The sequence below is a fragment of the Muricoccus radiodurans genome (assembly GCF_050154705.1).
In the GTDB taxonomy this organism is placed as follows: Bacteria; Pseudomonadota; Alphaproteobacteria; order Acetobacterales; family Acetobacteraceae; genus Roseomonas; species Roseomonas radiodurans.
Genome location: NZ_CP189563.1, coordinates 41,895 through 55,998, shown reverse-complemented (window position 1 = coordinate 55,998; position 14,104 = coordinate 41,895). Strand labels below are relative to the sequence as shown.

Annotated in this window: 16 protein-coding genes; 8 read left to right on the top strand and 8 right to left on the bottom strand. The window is 63.7% G+C overall.

The window, feature by feature from the left end; genetic code table 11:
• Nucleotides 1-191 precede the first annotated feature (191 nt).
• Both ACP6CK_RS29730 and ACP6CK_RS29725 read right to left on the bottom strand, forming a co-directional pair.
• On the bottom strand, nucleotides 192-413 hold the full coding sequence (locus ACP6CK_RS29730; RefSeq protein WP_426960205.1) for a transcriptional regulator: 222 nt from the start codon (nucleotides 411-413) through the stop codon (nucleotides 192-194).
• Between the two features lie 20 nt (nucleotides 414-433).
• Nucleotides 434-1,240: a DUF1828 domain-containing protein gene (locus ACP6CK_RS29725; protein ID WP_426960203.1), complete on the bottom strand. Its 807-nt coding sequence runs from the start codon at nucleotides 1,238-1,240 to the stop codon at nucleotides 434-436.
• Nucleotides 1,241-1,897: 657 nt separating this feature from the next.
• On the opposite strand from ACP6CK_RS29725, the gene ACP6CK_RS29720 reads away from it, so the two are divergent.
• Complete coding sequence (locus tag ACP6CK_RS29720) at nucleotides 1,898-2,041, top strand: hypothetical protein (RefSeq protein WP_426960201.1); 144 nt, start codon at nucleotides 1,898-1,900, stop codon at nucleotides 2,039-2,041.
• 357 nt (nucleotides 2,042-2,398) lie between these two features.
• Here ACP6CK_RS29720 and ACP6CK_RS29715 read toward each other — a convergent pair whose 3' ends face one another.
• Nucleotides 2,399-2,758, bottom strand: coding sequence for a hypothetical protein (locus ACP6CK_RS29715; RefSeq protein WP_426960199.1), 360 nt, complete (start codon nucleotides 2,756-2,758; stop codon nucleotides 2,399-2,401).
• Nucleotides 2,755-3,066: a helix-turn-helix domain-containing protein gene (locus ACP6CK_RS29710; RefSeq protein ID WP_426960304.1), complete on the bottom strand. Its 312-nt coding sequence runs from the start codon at nucleotides 3,064-3,066 to the stop codon at nucleotides 2,755-2,757. Before ACP6CK_RS29710 ends, ACP6CK_RS29715 begins: the two co-directional genes overlap by 4 nt.
• Before the next feature lie 192 nt (nucleotides 3,067-3,258).
• On the opposite strand from ACP6CK_RS29710, the gene ACP6CK_RS29705 reads away from it, so the two are divergent.
• Nucleotides 3,259-3,912 carry a carbohydrate binding domain-containing protein gene (locus ACP6CK_RS29705; RefSeq protein ID WP_426960198.1) on the top strand — a complete coding sequence of 218 codons (654 nt, stop codon included), beginning with the start codon at nucleotides 3,259-3,261 and terminating at the stop codon, nucleotides 3,910-3,912.
• A gap of 2,047 nt (nucleotides 3,913-5,959) precedes the next feature.
• On the opposite strand, the gene ACP6CK_RS29700 is transcribed toward ACP6CK_RS29705, so the two are convergent.
• The 3 genes from ACP6CK_RS29700 to ACP6CK_RS29690 all read right to left on the bottom strand — a co-directional run bounded on the left by ACP6CK_RS29700 (nucleotide 5,960) and on the right by ACP6CK_RS29690 (nucleotide 9,406).
• Nucleotides 5,960-6,199, bottom strand: coding sequence for a helix-turn-helix domain-containing protein (locus ACP6CK_RS29700; protein WP_426960197.1), 240 nt, complete (start codon nucleotides 6,197-6,199; stop codon nucleotides 5,960-5,962).
• 1,752 nt (nucleotides 6,200-7,951) lie between these two features.
• Nucleotides 7,952-8,167 carry a hypothetical protein gene (locus ACP6CK_RS29695; protein WP_426960195.1) on the bottom strand — a complete coding sequence of 72 codons (216 nt, stop codon included), beginning with the start codon at nucleotides 8,165-8,167 and terminating at the stop codon, nucleotides 7,952-7,954.
• Nucleotides 8,168-8,584: 417 nt separating this feature from the next.
• A complete protein-coding gene (locus tag ACP6CK_RS29690; protein WP_426960193.1) occupies nucleotides 8,585-9,406 on the bottom strand; it encodes a PEP-CTERM sorting domain-containing protein in 822 nt (273 codons plus the stop codon).
• A gap of 446 nt (nucleotides 9,407-9,852) precedes the next feature.
• Here ACP6CK_RS29690 and ACP6CK_RS29685 point away from each other — a divergent pair, with 446 nt between their 5' ends.
• The gene (locus ACP6CK_RS29685) at nucleotides 9,853-10,326 is read left to right on the top strand and encodes a sugar transferase (protein ID WP_426960192.1); all 474 of its coding nucleotides are present in this window, start codon (nucleotides 9,853-9,855) and stop codon (nucleotides 10,324-10,326) included.
• 27 nt (nucleotides 10,327-10,353) lie between these two features.
• Here ACP6CK_RS29685 and ACP6CK_RS29680 read toward each other — a convergent pair whose 3' ends face one another.
• Nucleotides 10,354-10,506: a hypothetical protein gene (locus tag ACP6CK_RS29680; RefSeq protein ID WP_426960191.1), complete on the bottom strand. Its 153-nt coding sequence runs from the start codon at nucleotides 10,504-10,506 to the stop codon at nucleotides 10,354-10,356.
• Between the two features lie 260 nt (nucleotides 10,507-10,766).
• Here ACP6CK_RS29680 and ACP6CK_RS29675 point away from each other — a divergent pair, with 260 nt between their 5' ends.
• The 5 genes from ACP6CK_RS29675 (at nucleotide 10,767) to ACP6CK_RS29655 (ending at nucleotide 14,025) form a co-directional block, all read left to right on the top strand.
• Nucleotides 10,767-11,402 (top strand): hypothetical protein, encoded by a 636-nt coding sequence (locus ACP6CK_RS29675; RefSeq protein WP_426960190.1) that lies wholly within the window; start codon nucleotides 10,767-10,769, stop codon nucleotides 11,400-11,402.
• A 1,142-nt stretch (nucleotides 11,403-12,544) separates the two neighbouring features.
• The gene (locus ACP6CK_RS29670) at nucleotides 12,545-12,676 is read left to right on the top strand and encodes a hypothetical protein (RefSeq protein WP_426960297.1); all 132 of its coding nucleotides are present in this window, start codon (nucleotides 12,545-12,547) and stop codon (nucleotides 12,674-12,676) included.
• A gap of 438 nt (nucleotides 12,677-13,114) precedes the next feature.
• Entirely contained in the window at nucleotides 13,115-13,246 is a 132-nt protein-coding gene (locus ACP6CK_RS29665) for a hypothetical protein (RefSeq protein ID WP_426960295.1), read from the top strand.
• 67 nt (nucleotides 13,247-13,313) lie between these two features.
• Entirely contained in the window at nucleotides 13,314-13,481 is a 168-nt protein-coding gene (locus ACP6CK_RS29660) for a hypothetical protein (RefSeq protein WP_426960293.1), read from the top strand.
• Nucleotides 13,482-13,680: 199 nt separating this feature from the next.
• Entirely contained in the window at nucleotides 13,681-14,025 is a 345-nt protein-coding gene (locus tag ACP6CK_RS29655) for a hypothetical protein (RefSeq protein ID WP_426960291.1), read from the top strand.
• Nucleotides 14,026-14,104: the final 79 nt, after the last annotated feature.

The following is a 14,104-nucleotide window of genomic DNA, read 5'->3' as shown; positions in this document are numbered from 1 at the left end:
AGATGGTTGAGGGATGCGATTACCTCGTACCAGCCGGCGGAAGCCATCGATGGGAAGACTGAGATAGGCCGCCGCTGCTTCTGCAGAGAGCCATCGAGGGCCTGAAGGTGCTTCGTCCATGTCGCTAATGACAAAGCCCCGCCGGTGAGGGCAGGGCTCTTACATTCCTCATACGCGGAGGCGGATCAGGGTCACGGCTCATCCCATGGGTTCCGTTCCCCCGACGCTGGCATGACACCCCGCCGCCGGGCAATCCACCGGTCCAGATCCTCCCGGGCCCAGGCCACCCGCCGCTCAGACAGGGGCACGGGCGGGACCTCTGGCACGACGACCGTGCGGAAGGTCCCGGTGGAGAGCTGCCCGCAGTAGGCGGCGGCCAGGCTCTCATTCAGCAGGGGCGGCCAGCCGGGCATCTGCACCTTCGCAGCGGCAGTCAAGCTGCGACAGCAAGGTTCGGGATAGCGGTCCTAGCGATCTTGAAAGCCGCTTCCTTCTCGTCGTTCCGGAAGAAGGCCACGGCGTCGATCCGGTTCACAGCGCGCACTGCCTTTGCCGCGCTCATGTTGACCGAGTTGTCTTCGATCATCGCGGCCACGCGAACATCCCGACGCTGCTGTGCGCGCAGTTCGAGAGCCAGCAGCAACGCCTCCTGTAGCGCGTCGAGCGCCTGGACCAGGAATACGGCCGTGACGGCGCCTCCCTCCCCGCTGCCCCGCGGACGGATCACGAGGTCGGCCGGGATCTCGGCCAAACGCGCATCAACCGCCGTGGAACCCTGGAGGTCGGCTGCTTCGCCCAGCACCTCACGCAGCGCCCGCGTGGCGTCCTCCTTGAACGTGCTGCGGACCCGCTCCTTGGTCCAGAACGCCACGTCCTGAGCGCGCGACAGGGCTGCCAGGAAGGCCAGAATATCGCCCGCGGACGGCTCTCCCTCCAGGTCAGCCACGATCTGCAGAGTGTCGGGATCAACCCGCGCCCCGGCCGGCCGTAGCGCGCGCGCCAGGAAGTCAGCGCGACCACCCTTCCGCACATCCACGCCATAGCCTTCGAGATCGCCGAGGAAGGCGCCATCATCCGACAGGCCCCAGCCGAGCCCGTGCTGCTCAACCAGGCAGCCAAGCCGGTCCCCATCCGCCCCTTCGAACATGGCGCTGACTGCCAATCCGGCTGGGACCTCGCGCACGGTGAGGTCTCCGCAGAATATTGAGCAGAGCGCGTCCCGCAGCTCGCCCGGGGTCACAGCAAATCCTCCTGTTCGGAGCCGTAGGGTATCACCCGGAACCGGGCCAATGCGAGCTTCCAGAAGCTGGCGCGGCTCAGGGTTTGGGTCTGCCGATGCCGTGACCGAGCGCCGGGACGGCGGTTAGGAGCATCGAAGGACCGCCCGCTTGGCGGTGGTTCGGTTGGGCCGCACCAGTCGTGAACGTGCAGTATAGGGTGGCTCCCATGGAACTCTAGCCGGACGAGGACCTGCCACACGTCCTCGCGTTCCACAGCCAAGCAGGCTTTGAAGTTTTCTCGGCCCTCCTGGACCTGGGCAAACACCATGAAGCGGTGCTGGCCGCCCATCGCCACGACGGAGCGCCAGACGCCACCAGGAGGAGTTGGACGGCTCTTCGGGAAGGGGCTCAGCCGGGGGGCTATAAGATCGGTCCGCCATCGCGTCGCCGCCGCCACGCAGGACTTTCCAACCCTTACCAGCGATTTCAGCTCAGCCGACGTGGGCTCTTCCTCCCTCGCCCACGAGCCTGCCGAGGATAAGTCACGGCGTCAAAGCCGGGCTGCCCAACCGGCTGAGGTGTGCACTCAGGTGCACAACAGATCACTGGTACACGGTTGGAGCCGGGGAATGCTCCGTGCAGCGGGAATTCTTGCCACCCATGGCAGACCCTCGCGGATGGAACACACAGCCGCCGCCGCGCTCGTCGCGAAAGCCCTCTCGCTCCTGGCCGATGCTGCCGACCTAGCCGGCTGGCGTCGGGTCGGGCGCTTGCTGCGCCTGACCGCCCGTCTCGCCCGGCTGGTAGCCCTGCTGCTGTAGGGCGAGCGCCCGCCCCTTCTCTGTCAGGCCCGCCATCATGCCGGTGCCCCGCTGCGAATGCCGCCAGACCAGACCGCGCTCCTCCAGTAGCAGGAGAACCCGAGCAGGGCTCAACTGAAAGGACAGGGTAAGCGTGGCGAGGCGCTGGTCGCGTTCTTGCCGGTGCCTCCCAGCGCGCTGACGCTCCGCACTCACAGCATCCAGGATCGCCGCGAGCGTGAAGCCTTTGCCCGAGATGGCGGTCCCGCGTTCCGCAGCCAGTCGGTGCAGGGCCGTCAGGATCTCCCGCTGACGATGCCCTAGGCCGCTGCCTTTGGTGTGCCTTCGCCTGGTTGCGTAAAGCCTTCCACTCATGCGTCAATCAGCCCCCACCGGCCGCCGACGCCCCGGCCCGGTCTCACGGAACGTCGTGCAGGGCGGCGTCGGCGCCGGTTGACGTTGGATTTGCATCAACGATCTGGCGTCGTTGCCCAAGCTCCGTTTCGAAACCGTTTTTGCGGTATCGAGTGCCTGGCGACCTAATGGGGCGATCGCCCATCCCGGAGAGCCCGGTTGCTCTGGAGAAGCACCGATCATAGCTAGCCCGCGATTGACGAGGTTGTTCAACGTTGTCTCGCCGACGCCTCGTCCAAGCTGCGCCTTCAGTGCAAAACTGTGGGGGCAGGTCGCCATGGTGATCAGTGCTCTGTATTCGCAGACGGAGAGGCGCTCGATCACGGTGCTGTCCTCAGGCGCACACCTGCCTCCTCCTCATCTGTGAACTCCACGCCAGCAGTCTCGAAGGCGGCTCTGAGGCGCCCTGCTGTAGACGGACGAGGCCGGCCCGATCCGCTCTCGAAGTACTCCACCGTATCGCGCCTGCAGGGAACAGCCTTGGCCAGACGCTCGACGGACCACCCAAGCAAGGCCCGTGCTGCACGGCACTGGGCAGGGGTCAGACGTTCTCCCGGTCCTGTCTCTCCGGTGCCCGCGATGCCAAGCGGGTCGCTCCACCCCTCTGCTTCCCCAACTGCCCGACCTGCCATCCGTCGTTGTGGGCTATGAGCCATGGCGATCCTTGTTAACTCAGCCCATTCAAGATTGATGATAAACTTTACAACGACCTTTGGCGTGAAAGATATCATTCGCTAACTGCTTGATTTAATGGCGAGAATGTCTCTGGCAATGGTCTTGCAATCTCATGTTCGCAGCATTGGGCTGCAATGCGGAGACAAGCGATGCTTCGAGTTCTTCTTGGTACAACAGCACTCGCGACCTCACTGGTGTTCGCTGTGAGCGCGTCTGCAGCAATCGTGACGAACGGAAGCTTCGAGAACGGCCTTAATGGCTGGACGACTACTGGAAGCGGCGTGACCCCCGGAATTGGGATCACAGTCATCGAGACTGGCGGCACTAATTCGACGGGTTACGGCGACAACGTCGCAAACTATGATGGAACGCATGCTGCGTTCTTCGTGGATGACCAAGCGGTCGAGGATCTCTTCCAGTCGGTGTCGCTCAAGGCCGGTGTATTCTATAGTCTTTCGTTTGCTCTCTGGGCGACGGCATCTGGCGCTGCAAACCCGTTCAACTTTACTCTGGAGAACTCTGTTGGTTTGAACGTTCTCGACACCACTGGGAATAGTGGCAACTCGACTGGCGTTCCGGTCGGCACTTGGACACCTTACTCCTACAACTTCACGGTCAATAGTGACGACAACTACCGACTGAACTTCCACTTTACGTCTGGGCTTACGCCTGCCAAGGACGTGCTCCTGGATGGGGTCGCGATTACTGCGGTGCCGGAGCCTGCAACTCTGGCGCTGTTTGGTGCTGGACTACTTGGGCTCGGCTTTGTGCGCCGTCGGAAGAGCGACACGCCGGCTGCTTGAGCCGCAACTCGACTGCTGCGGTGCTCGCGCTTGTTGGGCACCGTGGTAGTCGGTTCAATGCACCCCTGCGGCCGCAACCATCAGCCCGGTTCATTGCGAGCCTAACGACCGGTCACGTCTGCTCCAGATGCTGGCTTCTCCGTCAGAAACTTTAACAACACGACGCCCCCGATCTGTACGACTAACAATAAAATGTTGTATTATCGTAACATATTGGCTTGGTATGTATTCTGCACTGCTGCTCCCGCGCGCTGTCGCAGCGCGAAGCTGGTTAGGCCGATCTGCGCTCGAATGGAAGGGTTTGATCCAGATCGATTGAGCATTCTGGGGGGGAGTGAATGGTACGAAGCTTTGCTGCGTCGAAGGAGCGATGCCGCTCCCTGCGCAGCCAATTTCTACGCCCACGCGGACGTGGGAAAGAACCGGGCACAATTGAGTACGCCTTTCAGGCAGAGAAGCGCACGACGATCCAAGGTGGGCTTGGGCTCGTGACATTTCATCTTGCCCGTCTTGGGCACGAACTCAACGCCGGAAAGGATACGAAGGCGAAGAACAAGGTCTGGGCTCATGTCCACGGGCGAAAGATCGCCTTGGCTGTCAAGACGACGCTGAAACCTTCCGCGTGGAATGTTCCGCGAGATGAAGTCGAGCGGGTCGAGGCTTACTGCTTTGTCCGGTTAGGATGTGGAAACTGCTGGTTGCTGCACCGCAGAGAAGTCGAGAACCTTCTAAAGGATTGTACTGATATGTACCCAGGTGTCGCATTACTTCTCGCGTCAGCCCTTCCAAGGTCCTCGCTCAACAATTGGACCCTACTAGAAGGTATGGGGCGAGCCGAACAGCATAACCCACAACAACCCCGCCCTTAACGCCGGCTCCTGGCTGGCGTGTTCGGGCCAACGCGGAGATCTTCGCCAGTTCGCTCTCGATGAGGTGGCGCATCTACCCTCCGGGTGGTCCGTGGGTGTCTGCCGACACTCGGGCCCGGTCTCCCGGAGCGGGACGCAGGAGGGCGGCGGGTGGCAGGCGGTGCGGCTGCAACCCTCGGCGTCCGACCGCCAGCGTTGACCGTCGCGGACGTTGTAGAAGGCGCGCGGCGACAGGGTCGCGTCCGTGCCAGGCCAGTGGGTCGCGCGGGTGAGGTTGGCAATCGTCCTCCAGGCTAGGCGTCAATCGGGGCGAGAACCTCTACCAAGCCTTATCCTCGGCTTCTTTCTGCTCTTTTGCGGGCGGTAAACGCTGCTGCCGCCTCAGCCAGGCTTTCACTACGCTGGGGGAGAGGTGAAGGAGGTACGGCCACCGCCGGCGCGGCAATCGGAGGGGCTGGAAGAGCTTGGTCCCTCACCTCCCTCTGTAGCCGGTCCAGATCCGCCGTCCACTCCGCGTGCGCGTACTTGAGCCCCGCTATGACACCAGTCAGGAACGCATCAGCAGCCTCAGCACTGACGGTTGCCAGCCGGCCGTGCTCGGCGGCAATCCGCCCGGCATACTCCCCCAGTAAGGGCATCCGGGCGCCGCCACGCACGATCTCAATGCAGCTTCCGGCGGCCACAATGACTAGGCGGTGTGCGGACGGATGGGAAGCGGGCATGGTCACTCCACCATGGGCCTAAGACGCACCCGTGGTCCCTCGCCACTCTCCGCGACGAACTCGACCCCAGCGGCCTGTAGGGTGCCACGCACAGCCCTGATTGTTGCTGGCCGAGCAAGACCACGGCCCAGTTCAAAGGAGATAATCGTCCCCGCCGCCCGGCCCGCCCGCTCACCCAGTTCCCGCTCGGTCCAGCCTAGTAGGAGACGGGCAGCGCGGCACTGTTCGGGCGTCATGAGCTGAGCCTTCGCAGCCGGATGCCGGGCTCCTCGCCATCCCTGAACTCGACGCCAGCAGCTTCGAGAGCATCCTGCAGAGCATCGCGCCTCGCGGCGGTAAGTGGCTTCTCCTTTGTCTCAGAAGCCCCGAGCAATGTTGCCGATACGTCAGCACGATTGCTCAGACGGATGAGCGACCAGCCCAACAGTATTCGCGCGGCACGGCACTGATCCGGCGTCATAGGGCGCTGTGTGCTTTCTTCAGCCGCACGCCCAAGCCGCTCGAATCATCCTCTAAGAATTCGACACCAGCTGCCTCAAGCGCAGTGCGGATGGCGATGATCTTCTGTGGAGTGACGGCGCCAGGATCCTTCTCAATCTTCGCGATCGTGCTCTCCGAGACTTTGGCTAGCAGGCGTAGCTGCGCCCGAGACAGGCGGAGCAGTGCGCGTGCGACACGCAATTGATTGGGGGTCATGGAGCGCCAGCGATCTTCTGCAAGCGTTCCTCAGCACCATTGACGTTCTCGGCGATGACATCCACGCCGACAGCTTCAAAGGCGGTAAAGTCCTCAAACCTCACCGGCGGCGAGCACCTCAAAACCGCTGCTGCTGGAGCCAAGCACAGGCACCTTGATCGCGGTTGAGAGAACAGGCTGTGTTCGCTCTCAGAAGCGACACATAGCGATTGCAGACATTTGGGTCGCCGCCATAGCAGTTCCGTCCCATGTTGTAGAGCTGGCAGGCTTGCTGAAAGCCACGGATCTCGCAGGCGTTTCGATGGTACGGGATGCAGTTCTCAAGCCGTCCTGTGGTCATACAGGCAGCTTCCAGGTTGGACGATGCATCGGGTCGGACACAGGCGTTGGGTCGCCCATATTGGTCGCGCCCACACGGAGCGCCAGCATCCTGCGCTCTCGCCCCGTCGGGCAGTAGAGCGCCCGTAGCGAGCAAGACAGCTGAAATGCCGAGGAGCCGAACAAACATCATCCTTCGGTATCTCCACATCGGTGCAGCCGGACGGCGTGCCGCTGCACCATATCAGATCGGATCCGGACCTAATCGATCTTTTCGCAGATCCACTCTAGCCCCCGCCCTTGTCCGAGCTGATCTCGACGCCTGCCGCTGTCATCGCTGCCCTGCGCTGACGCAACCCACAGCAGGGCAGTTCGAGGAGAAGCCTCGGCCGGTAGCCCTGCATGCCACCACGCTCTCCCCTCGATAAGGCAGGCCGACGCAGCGGGGATCTGCTCGGCATGCAGCCTCCGACCGGTGCTGCCCGCACGGGTCTCCCGCAGGCGATGGGCACCAGTCGCGAGGCGAGAAGCCGCAGGGCGGCGCGGCTGGCTGAGCAGGAACAGCGGTAGGAACGGCCGTAGCGAGAAGAACGGTAATGAAGGCGATCTGGCGCATGGTCCGAAGGCTAGCCGCAATCCTGGGAAGACACACCAGCCTCATAGCCTCCCCCCCCGGCGCCGTTCTCGGCGATGAACACGACACGAGCGGCTTCCAGAGCGGCAACTGTGAATGGGCTTGAAGCCCGGGACGCCAGCTTAGCGGGCAGTCGCCTGTTCGTCCCCCTAACGGGCAGGCTGGTCAGGGCTGGCGGCCATCCCCTCGCCGTCGCCCCACTTCTTGTGAACCCAGCAGCTGCGACCGACACGCAACTTCAGCGGACGGCCGTTCGTTCCTCAACTAGCACCACGTCATCGGTGCTGTTGCTCCGAAGAAGACACCTTGGCCCGGCGGGCTCACTCGCCGGGCCTTCTTTTCCCAGCTGCGTCAGAGACGTCGAGGCGCCTGTGCGGAACCTATCGAGCCTTACGATGATCGTGCTCTTTGCGGCAGCGATATGCGCTGCGATCGGCGTTGTTGTGGCGCTCAGCCTGTAGCATTGACCCTCCGTGGCGAGAGGCGTCTGGCAGCCCGAAAGGCACCGGGCCACGATCTTGCGAACGTCACGCAACTACGAACACCGTCGGTTCGTTCCGCATCAGACACCAACACCATCGGTGTTCTCCTTGGAAACTCTAGGCCCGGCGAGTTCGCTCGCTGGGCCCCTCTTTGTCCCCGCTTCCCTCAATCGCCTCAAACTTGCCCCGAAGGGCAGGCCTCGGCCGCGCGTTAGCCCTGGCGGGCTGTCGGTGAGCGATACGCCAGGCGGAGACAGGCGCTTGAACGGGCCGAGATCGAACACGAAACCCACGGCTATCGGGCAAGACCGCCTGACGTCACAGCAGGCTTGCCCCTGTGACGAGGCCTGCGCGCATTCGAACCATCTCGTCGGCCCGCCTCAACGCGATGCGGCGAAGTTGCGCCAGGGTGGTGCGAGCAACCGGCGCCAACCACGCTGGGCCATCGCGCTCAAGCTGTTCGACCAACGCCTTCTGCTCAGCGGCCTGCATCTCCGCTTGGGCGACCCAGACCTCGACTTCTTGGAGCGTCATCTCTTTATCGCTTCGGCAGACGTAACGAACGTCCTAGAGCGTGACCGGCTGAGATGAACACGCCATGCCGGTTGTGGGGGAGATCAACTCAGCACCACAAAAGACAAAGCCCGGCAGCGTGTCAGGCTCCGGGCGTACACCCGCCGTTGCGGAGCGGCTGGGATGTCGGCCGCAAGGATGCGGATGATGCTGCGGAGGATTGAGGCGTTATGAGGTTCTTGCCCGTCAACGAGGCCGCGTCAGAACAGTGCCAGCAACAGCATCACCAATGCTGCCAAGACGGTACTGGTTGTGATGAGGTAGGGTAAGGCCACAGGTTTGAATTCAGCCGCACAAAGAAAGAAGGCCGCCCAGCCGTCTGAACGAGCTGGGCGTTTCGAAAGAAGCCCGCACCCACGAAGAGTGCGGGCAAGTCGCTCAGGCGACAGCTTGCTCGGACGCCTTGCTGCGACGACGCCGTGCGAGACCAAGGCCCAGCAGGCCTGCGCCGAAAAGAGCAAGAGTGGTCGGCTCCGGAACTGCGTAGGCAACGTTGTCCACCTCGAACGCATACTGCGTCGAAGTAAGGACGACTTGGTCATAGCCGCCCTGCACGTAGATGTTGACGTATGCCGTGCCGCCGAGGCCCTGGTTCCCATTCGCCGGGTTGATCACGTCGCTGCCAGTGATCGTGCCAGTCACGATACCATCGTTCAGAAACGTGAGCGTGTTGTAGGTGTCAACCGAGCCCCAGAGGATGCCAAAGTAAGCCTGAGACATGCTGAAAGCCAGAGTGGCCGTTCCGCCGTTGCCACCGTTATTCGATGTATTGCCGGACGTGAGATAAGTCGTCGCGTCAACCCCGAGGGCTTGGTTCGAACCGCCTGCGCCAAACCCATCCCCATTGTTTCCGGACAGGAACGGCGCTGCGTAGAACCCGGACGACGATCCCGTAACGGCTGCCCCATCCGGCGTGAACGACACGTCAATGCCGGTTGCTGTCGTCCCACCGTTCGCCGCCAGGCCATCGAAGTTTTCCCGCGTCGAGCCAGCCAGCGGGCCGCCGCCAGTGGTAGCCCCCAGAATGATTGCCGCGGCCTGCGCTCCCCCGGCGAAAGCCAGGCTAGCGAAAACCCCTCCCAGTAAAGCCTTCCTGAGCATTGTCTTTCCCTCAATGGAATTACGACAGCCCGTTGATCCAGGCGCCGCTCCCGAAACGTTTGCAACCATCAGGCCATGCACATTTATGTTCTGGATCAAGATCTTGTCGCGATCCGATTCAGCTCTGTTACTGGATTGTAAATCATACAGACGTAGCTGAAGGGTTAGCTCAGCGCAGATCGCGAGATCGTTGTAGCGGTTCGCTCTTACTTAACTTCTCGGTTGTGTTGAGCGGGAATGATGAGAATTTTGGTGCGTCCAGTGCGAAAGGTTGGCACTCCTTGGCATCATCATCCGCGGGCTGTTCTGAACATCAGTGCAGGCGATCAAGCGCGAACGGGTGCGCAAACCTCGATCAGAACCAACAAATGATGATTACCTCAACTGCGGATAGAATTTTTCTCATTCGTTCAACCCGCGGTCGCGCCATTTCAACACACGCGACGATTTCTCCACTCACGGGATGCTGGGACTGTGTTATGCGGTGATTACTAGCCAGTGAATTGCTCAGCTTCATTGGCGTCCCGCTCCCCTGGACCTGACCCATGCAGCAGAATGCCCTTTCGGTGCCGGTTCCCGAGGAGGCGCTCCTGCCTGCCGACCAGGAATGCGCAGCGCCACTTCTCAGCTCACCAGGAGCCCGCCAACTTCGCAGGGGATCTCTCCTCCTGCGGGTTGCAGACCTACTGACCGCCTCAGTGGGGCTCGTCCTGACACTCCCCCTTCTGATCGTCGCTGCGCTGGCCCTCCGGCTCGAAAGTCGTGGTCCAACTCTCCAGCATCAGCTGCAGCCGGGGCTGGATGGGCGCACCTTCTCGCTGTGGATGCTGCGGACCACCTTCGCGGATGGCGTCCTGCCGGGCGCAGAGGTCACTCGGCTGGGACGTTTGATCCGCTCGGCGCGGATCGACCAGCTCCCCGTTCTTCTGAGCGTCTTACGCGGCGACATGGCCCTATGGGGATCGAGCAGTTCTTCGCAAAGGAAGCCCAGTGTTCTGGGCTGGTTGAAGGCTGGTTGAAGCTCTTCGCTCGTCAGCTCACGGGCGCTACATCGCTGGTCGATCGGGCTGCGTGAGCGCACCCCAGAGAAGGCCGCTCAGCTTCACGATCAACCACCAGCTTAAGAGCGACAGGCCCGCAATCACCAGAATCGCCGCGGGCAAAGGCAAGCGCGTGCGCTGCGGGTCGGGCTCCGTCATGCTGATAACCTCTCGTGGCAGCCTTAGAAGGAGACCTTGGCTGTCGCGCGGAGCACGCCATGGCTGAATCTAAACGTAAGCCGAGCAGGCCGATTTTACCTAGTGCACCGCTATCGCGGTAGCACGAGCCAGAAAACAGGGCTCGGGGCAAAGTGTCGCGGGCTTTTCCTTTCGCTCCGTCATCGTGCCGTGCCACGCCATTTTATATGAGCTCTCTAGGACACTACGGTCTTCGCCTGCGGCTGACGGATCGGGGTTAAGTGCATGGCTCTGACCGACTTCTTAAGCGACATCAACTGGGGGAACGTCGCCAAAGTGGCTGTGCCTGCGGCGGTCTCGCTGGCACCACATTCCTCCAGACCAATGCCGCGGAGGACGCGGCCGACGCCCAGCGTAGAGCGGCAGCACAGGGCGCCGCTGCTGTCACCGACAGCAATGCCGCCGCCCTGACCCAACTCCAGAGCATGTATAACCAGGGCCGGACGGATCTCGCCCCCTTCCGGGACATCGGCCCCTCTACCCTCGCCAATCTCGTCAATGCGGTGGGGGCCAGCTACCAGCAGTCGCCCGGATACGCGTTCGCGCAGGATGAGGGCCGCCGGGCGGTCGAGCAATCAGCTGCAGCGCGTGGGGGTTTCCGTTCCGGTGCAACGCTCGCAGCCCTCCAGGACCGCGCGCAGGGCATCGCGGCGCAGGACTACGGCAACTGGTACAGCCGCCTCGCCGGGCTCGGGACGATGGCGCAGAACAGCGCGGCGGGCTCGGCCTCAGCGGCTCAGAACTTCGGCAACACAAGCGCGAGCCTGTTGAACGGACAGGGCTGCCCCCTTGCCACGCTCTTTGGAAATGCGGGCAACGCCGGCGCGATGCAGTCCGTCGCCACCGCCAACGCCTAGCCGCCTCCGCCACCGACTTGGCAGGGGAGGCTGCGGCCGGGATGCAGGCGGAAGCCGGCCCTCCCTACGTGTGGGAGCCGCCGCGCGGCGGCGCGCCTCCTCCTGCCGAGACCCCACCCCCTGAACTGATCCGCGCGAAGGTGCTGCCCCTATGACGAAGTCCCATCGCCTGAGTGTCAGAGACGTCCTGCACTTACAGACTCGGGATGATCGACTGCAGGCACACGCCGCAGCCTTCGGGGAGGAGCGACAGACAGCGAACCCGGCTAAGGTTGCGGTGGCAGACTGGGAGAGCCTCTATGGGCTGGGCCAACTTGCTGATCAGCGTCGCGGGTGTCGCCATACTCATCCAGCTTTACTAAGTACGCTGCGCGTTGGATGCCGCCCTCCAGGAACAGGCGATGCTTTACGAGAAGCTGGAAGGCTTCAACATGCGTGTGCGGGAGGTCGAAACCTTAATGAAGCAGCGCCTCCGCGAGGAGCCCTGGCGCCCTCAGGGCTAAGCAGCGGCCCAGGTCCAGGCACGCCCTCTCGGGAGGGGATGGTGACGACGAGATAAACGTTCAATCGTCTTAGCGTAGTTTGGTCCCAGCGCGGACTTGGAGGTGCTGGCAGTGGCTTCTGAAAATTCCGGCGAAGAGCAGGTCCGGGGCCGTTTCTAGCCCGGGCAGTCGGGGAACCCGGCCGGCAAGCCGAAGGGTGCGAGCCACGCTGCCCTGCTGGCCCTCGACGCCATCGGCCTAGAGGGTGCCGAGGAGGTGCTCGCAAGGTGGTGGAGCAGGCAAAGGAAGGCGACCTCCGGGCCAGCGAGATCCTGCTGCATCGGCTCTGGCCCGTCCGGAAAGGTCGTGCGGTAACGCTAGAACTGCCGAGGCTGGAAAACCCGTCCGATGTGACGAAGGCCACCTCCGCGATCGTGGAGGCCGTCGCGTCTGGCGAGGTAACGCCGGACGAGGGGGCGGCTCCAGCGACGATCGTGGAGACGCATCGCAGGGCGGTCGGGACCGCCGAGTTGGAGGCGCGGCTCGCCGCTCTGGAGGCCGCGCAGGCCAACGGGGGGCAGCCGGTGACGCGCCGCGCCCTAGCGCCCCGCCTGCCACGGCTGGAGGCTGGTCGGTTTGTCCGGCCCCGGAGAGGTGCGGGTGCTCCTCCATCCTCCCGGTCTGCGCGGCGCCCCCCTGACGGCGTGGACGGCGGCGGCGCTGGCGATGGTGCCGCGGCACGCGCTGGCGGTGGTGGTGCCTAAGAGGGGAGGCGTGGCCCATGCGGCTTGAGACGCGCCTGACCCGGCTGGAGGCCGCCCTAGCGCCGCCCGAGCCTGTCCGCATCGTCGTGGTGCCGAAGGGGCTGAAGCTGGCTGCCCTCGCCACCTGGGGGGCGACACCCTGGTGCGTCTCGGTTCTGGGTGTCGGCCGTTGTTTATCCGAACTGGTGTCCCCAGGAGTTGGGCTAATTCGGCCCGGGAGGAGGCCACGCGCGCACCCCGAAGCGAGATCGGATGATGTTGGTGTGCGTGGTGAACGCGGAGGTGTGACATGGCGATGAGGCTGGACCCGCCTGTATCGCGGCTGGAGGGTGAAGCGGCGGGCACGGCCCCTGCCCCTCTGCCCTGGACGTCGTGGCAGGCGATGCCTCTGCGACGCTGGCCGGAGGAGGCGATGGAGGCGTTCTTACACACTCTGGGCACGTCTGAGCGCGCGGCCAGGGATTACTTGAAGACGCTTCCCAAGGAAGATCTGGACTGGATGGTCCGCGGCATCCTGGCAGCGCATGGGGTGGTGCCGGACAACCTCGACACGCTGGCGCCGGAGTTGGCGGAGCAGCTACGCCGATGCGCGGGCTAAGCGGACGCCTGGCACGGCTGGAGGAGAAGCGCGGCGGCGTCTGGCGTGCTTGGCTGGGGTGGGGCCGTTGGACCGCTGGCCTGACGAAGCCCTGGTCGGCTTCATCTGCGAGGATTTCGGCCGACCGCTGCCGCCACCCGGCGCAGACCTGGTGGCCTGGCTGCCGGACGCGGAGCTGGAGGCGATGATCGTCATCGCCAGGGAGGAGGGGCGCCCATGCTCCGCACACTGGTGACGCGGCTGGAGCGACTGGAGGGTTCCATCCAAGCACCCGGGCAGACCATCCACGTCGAGGCCCCGCCCGAGGGGCTGGCCGAGGCTGCGTGGCCGTCCTGAGCAGCTGAGATGCGGGCGCGCTACCCGGCCGGGGATCGAGTGCTGCTCGTCCAGTTCGTGACGCAGCGGAATGGCGGCACGCGGGGGGCTGGGCACGCGTGATCCGGGACCTACATCGCCGCCTGCAGAAGCTCGACGGAGGCAACGCGAAGGCTGTGATGTTGCGTCACCGGGAGGAATGGTTGTCCTGGCGCGGAAGGCCAGTGCAGGAATGGCCGGAGAGCGCGCTGGAGGTGTTCGATCGGTCGAGCAATCTCCATAACCCGCTGGCCGCCGATACGTTGCGGGGCATCTCCGACGAAGATCTGGACTGGCTGCTGGCGCGCGATCTTGCGCAGGCGTCAGAGGTGATGGAACAGATCCAGACCTGGGCGGACACGGCGAGCCAGGCGCAGATCGTCGCGATGGTCGAGGAGTACTACCGATGCCACGCGCCCTGCTGAACCGATTGCAGAAGATCGAGACTGCGCGAGCGCCTGCCCCCTCAGCCGTTATGAAGCGGGCTCTAAGTGTCTGTCCGGG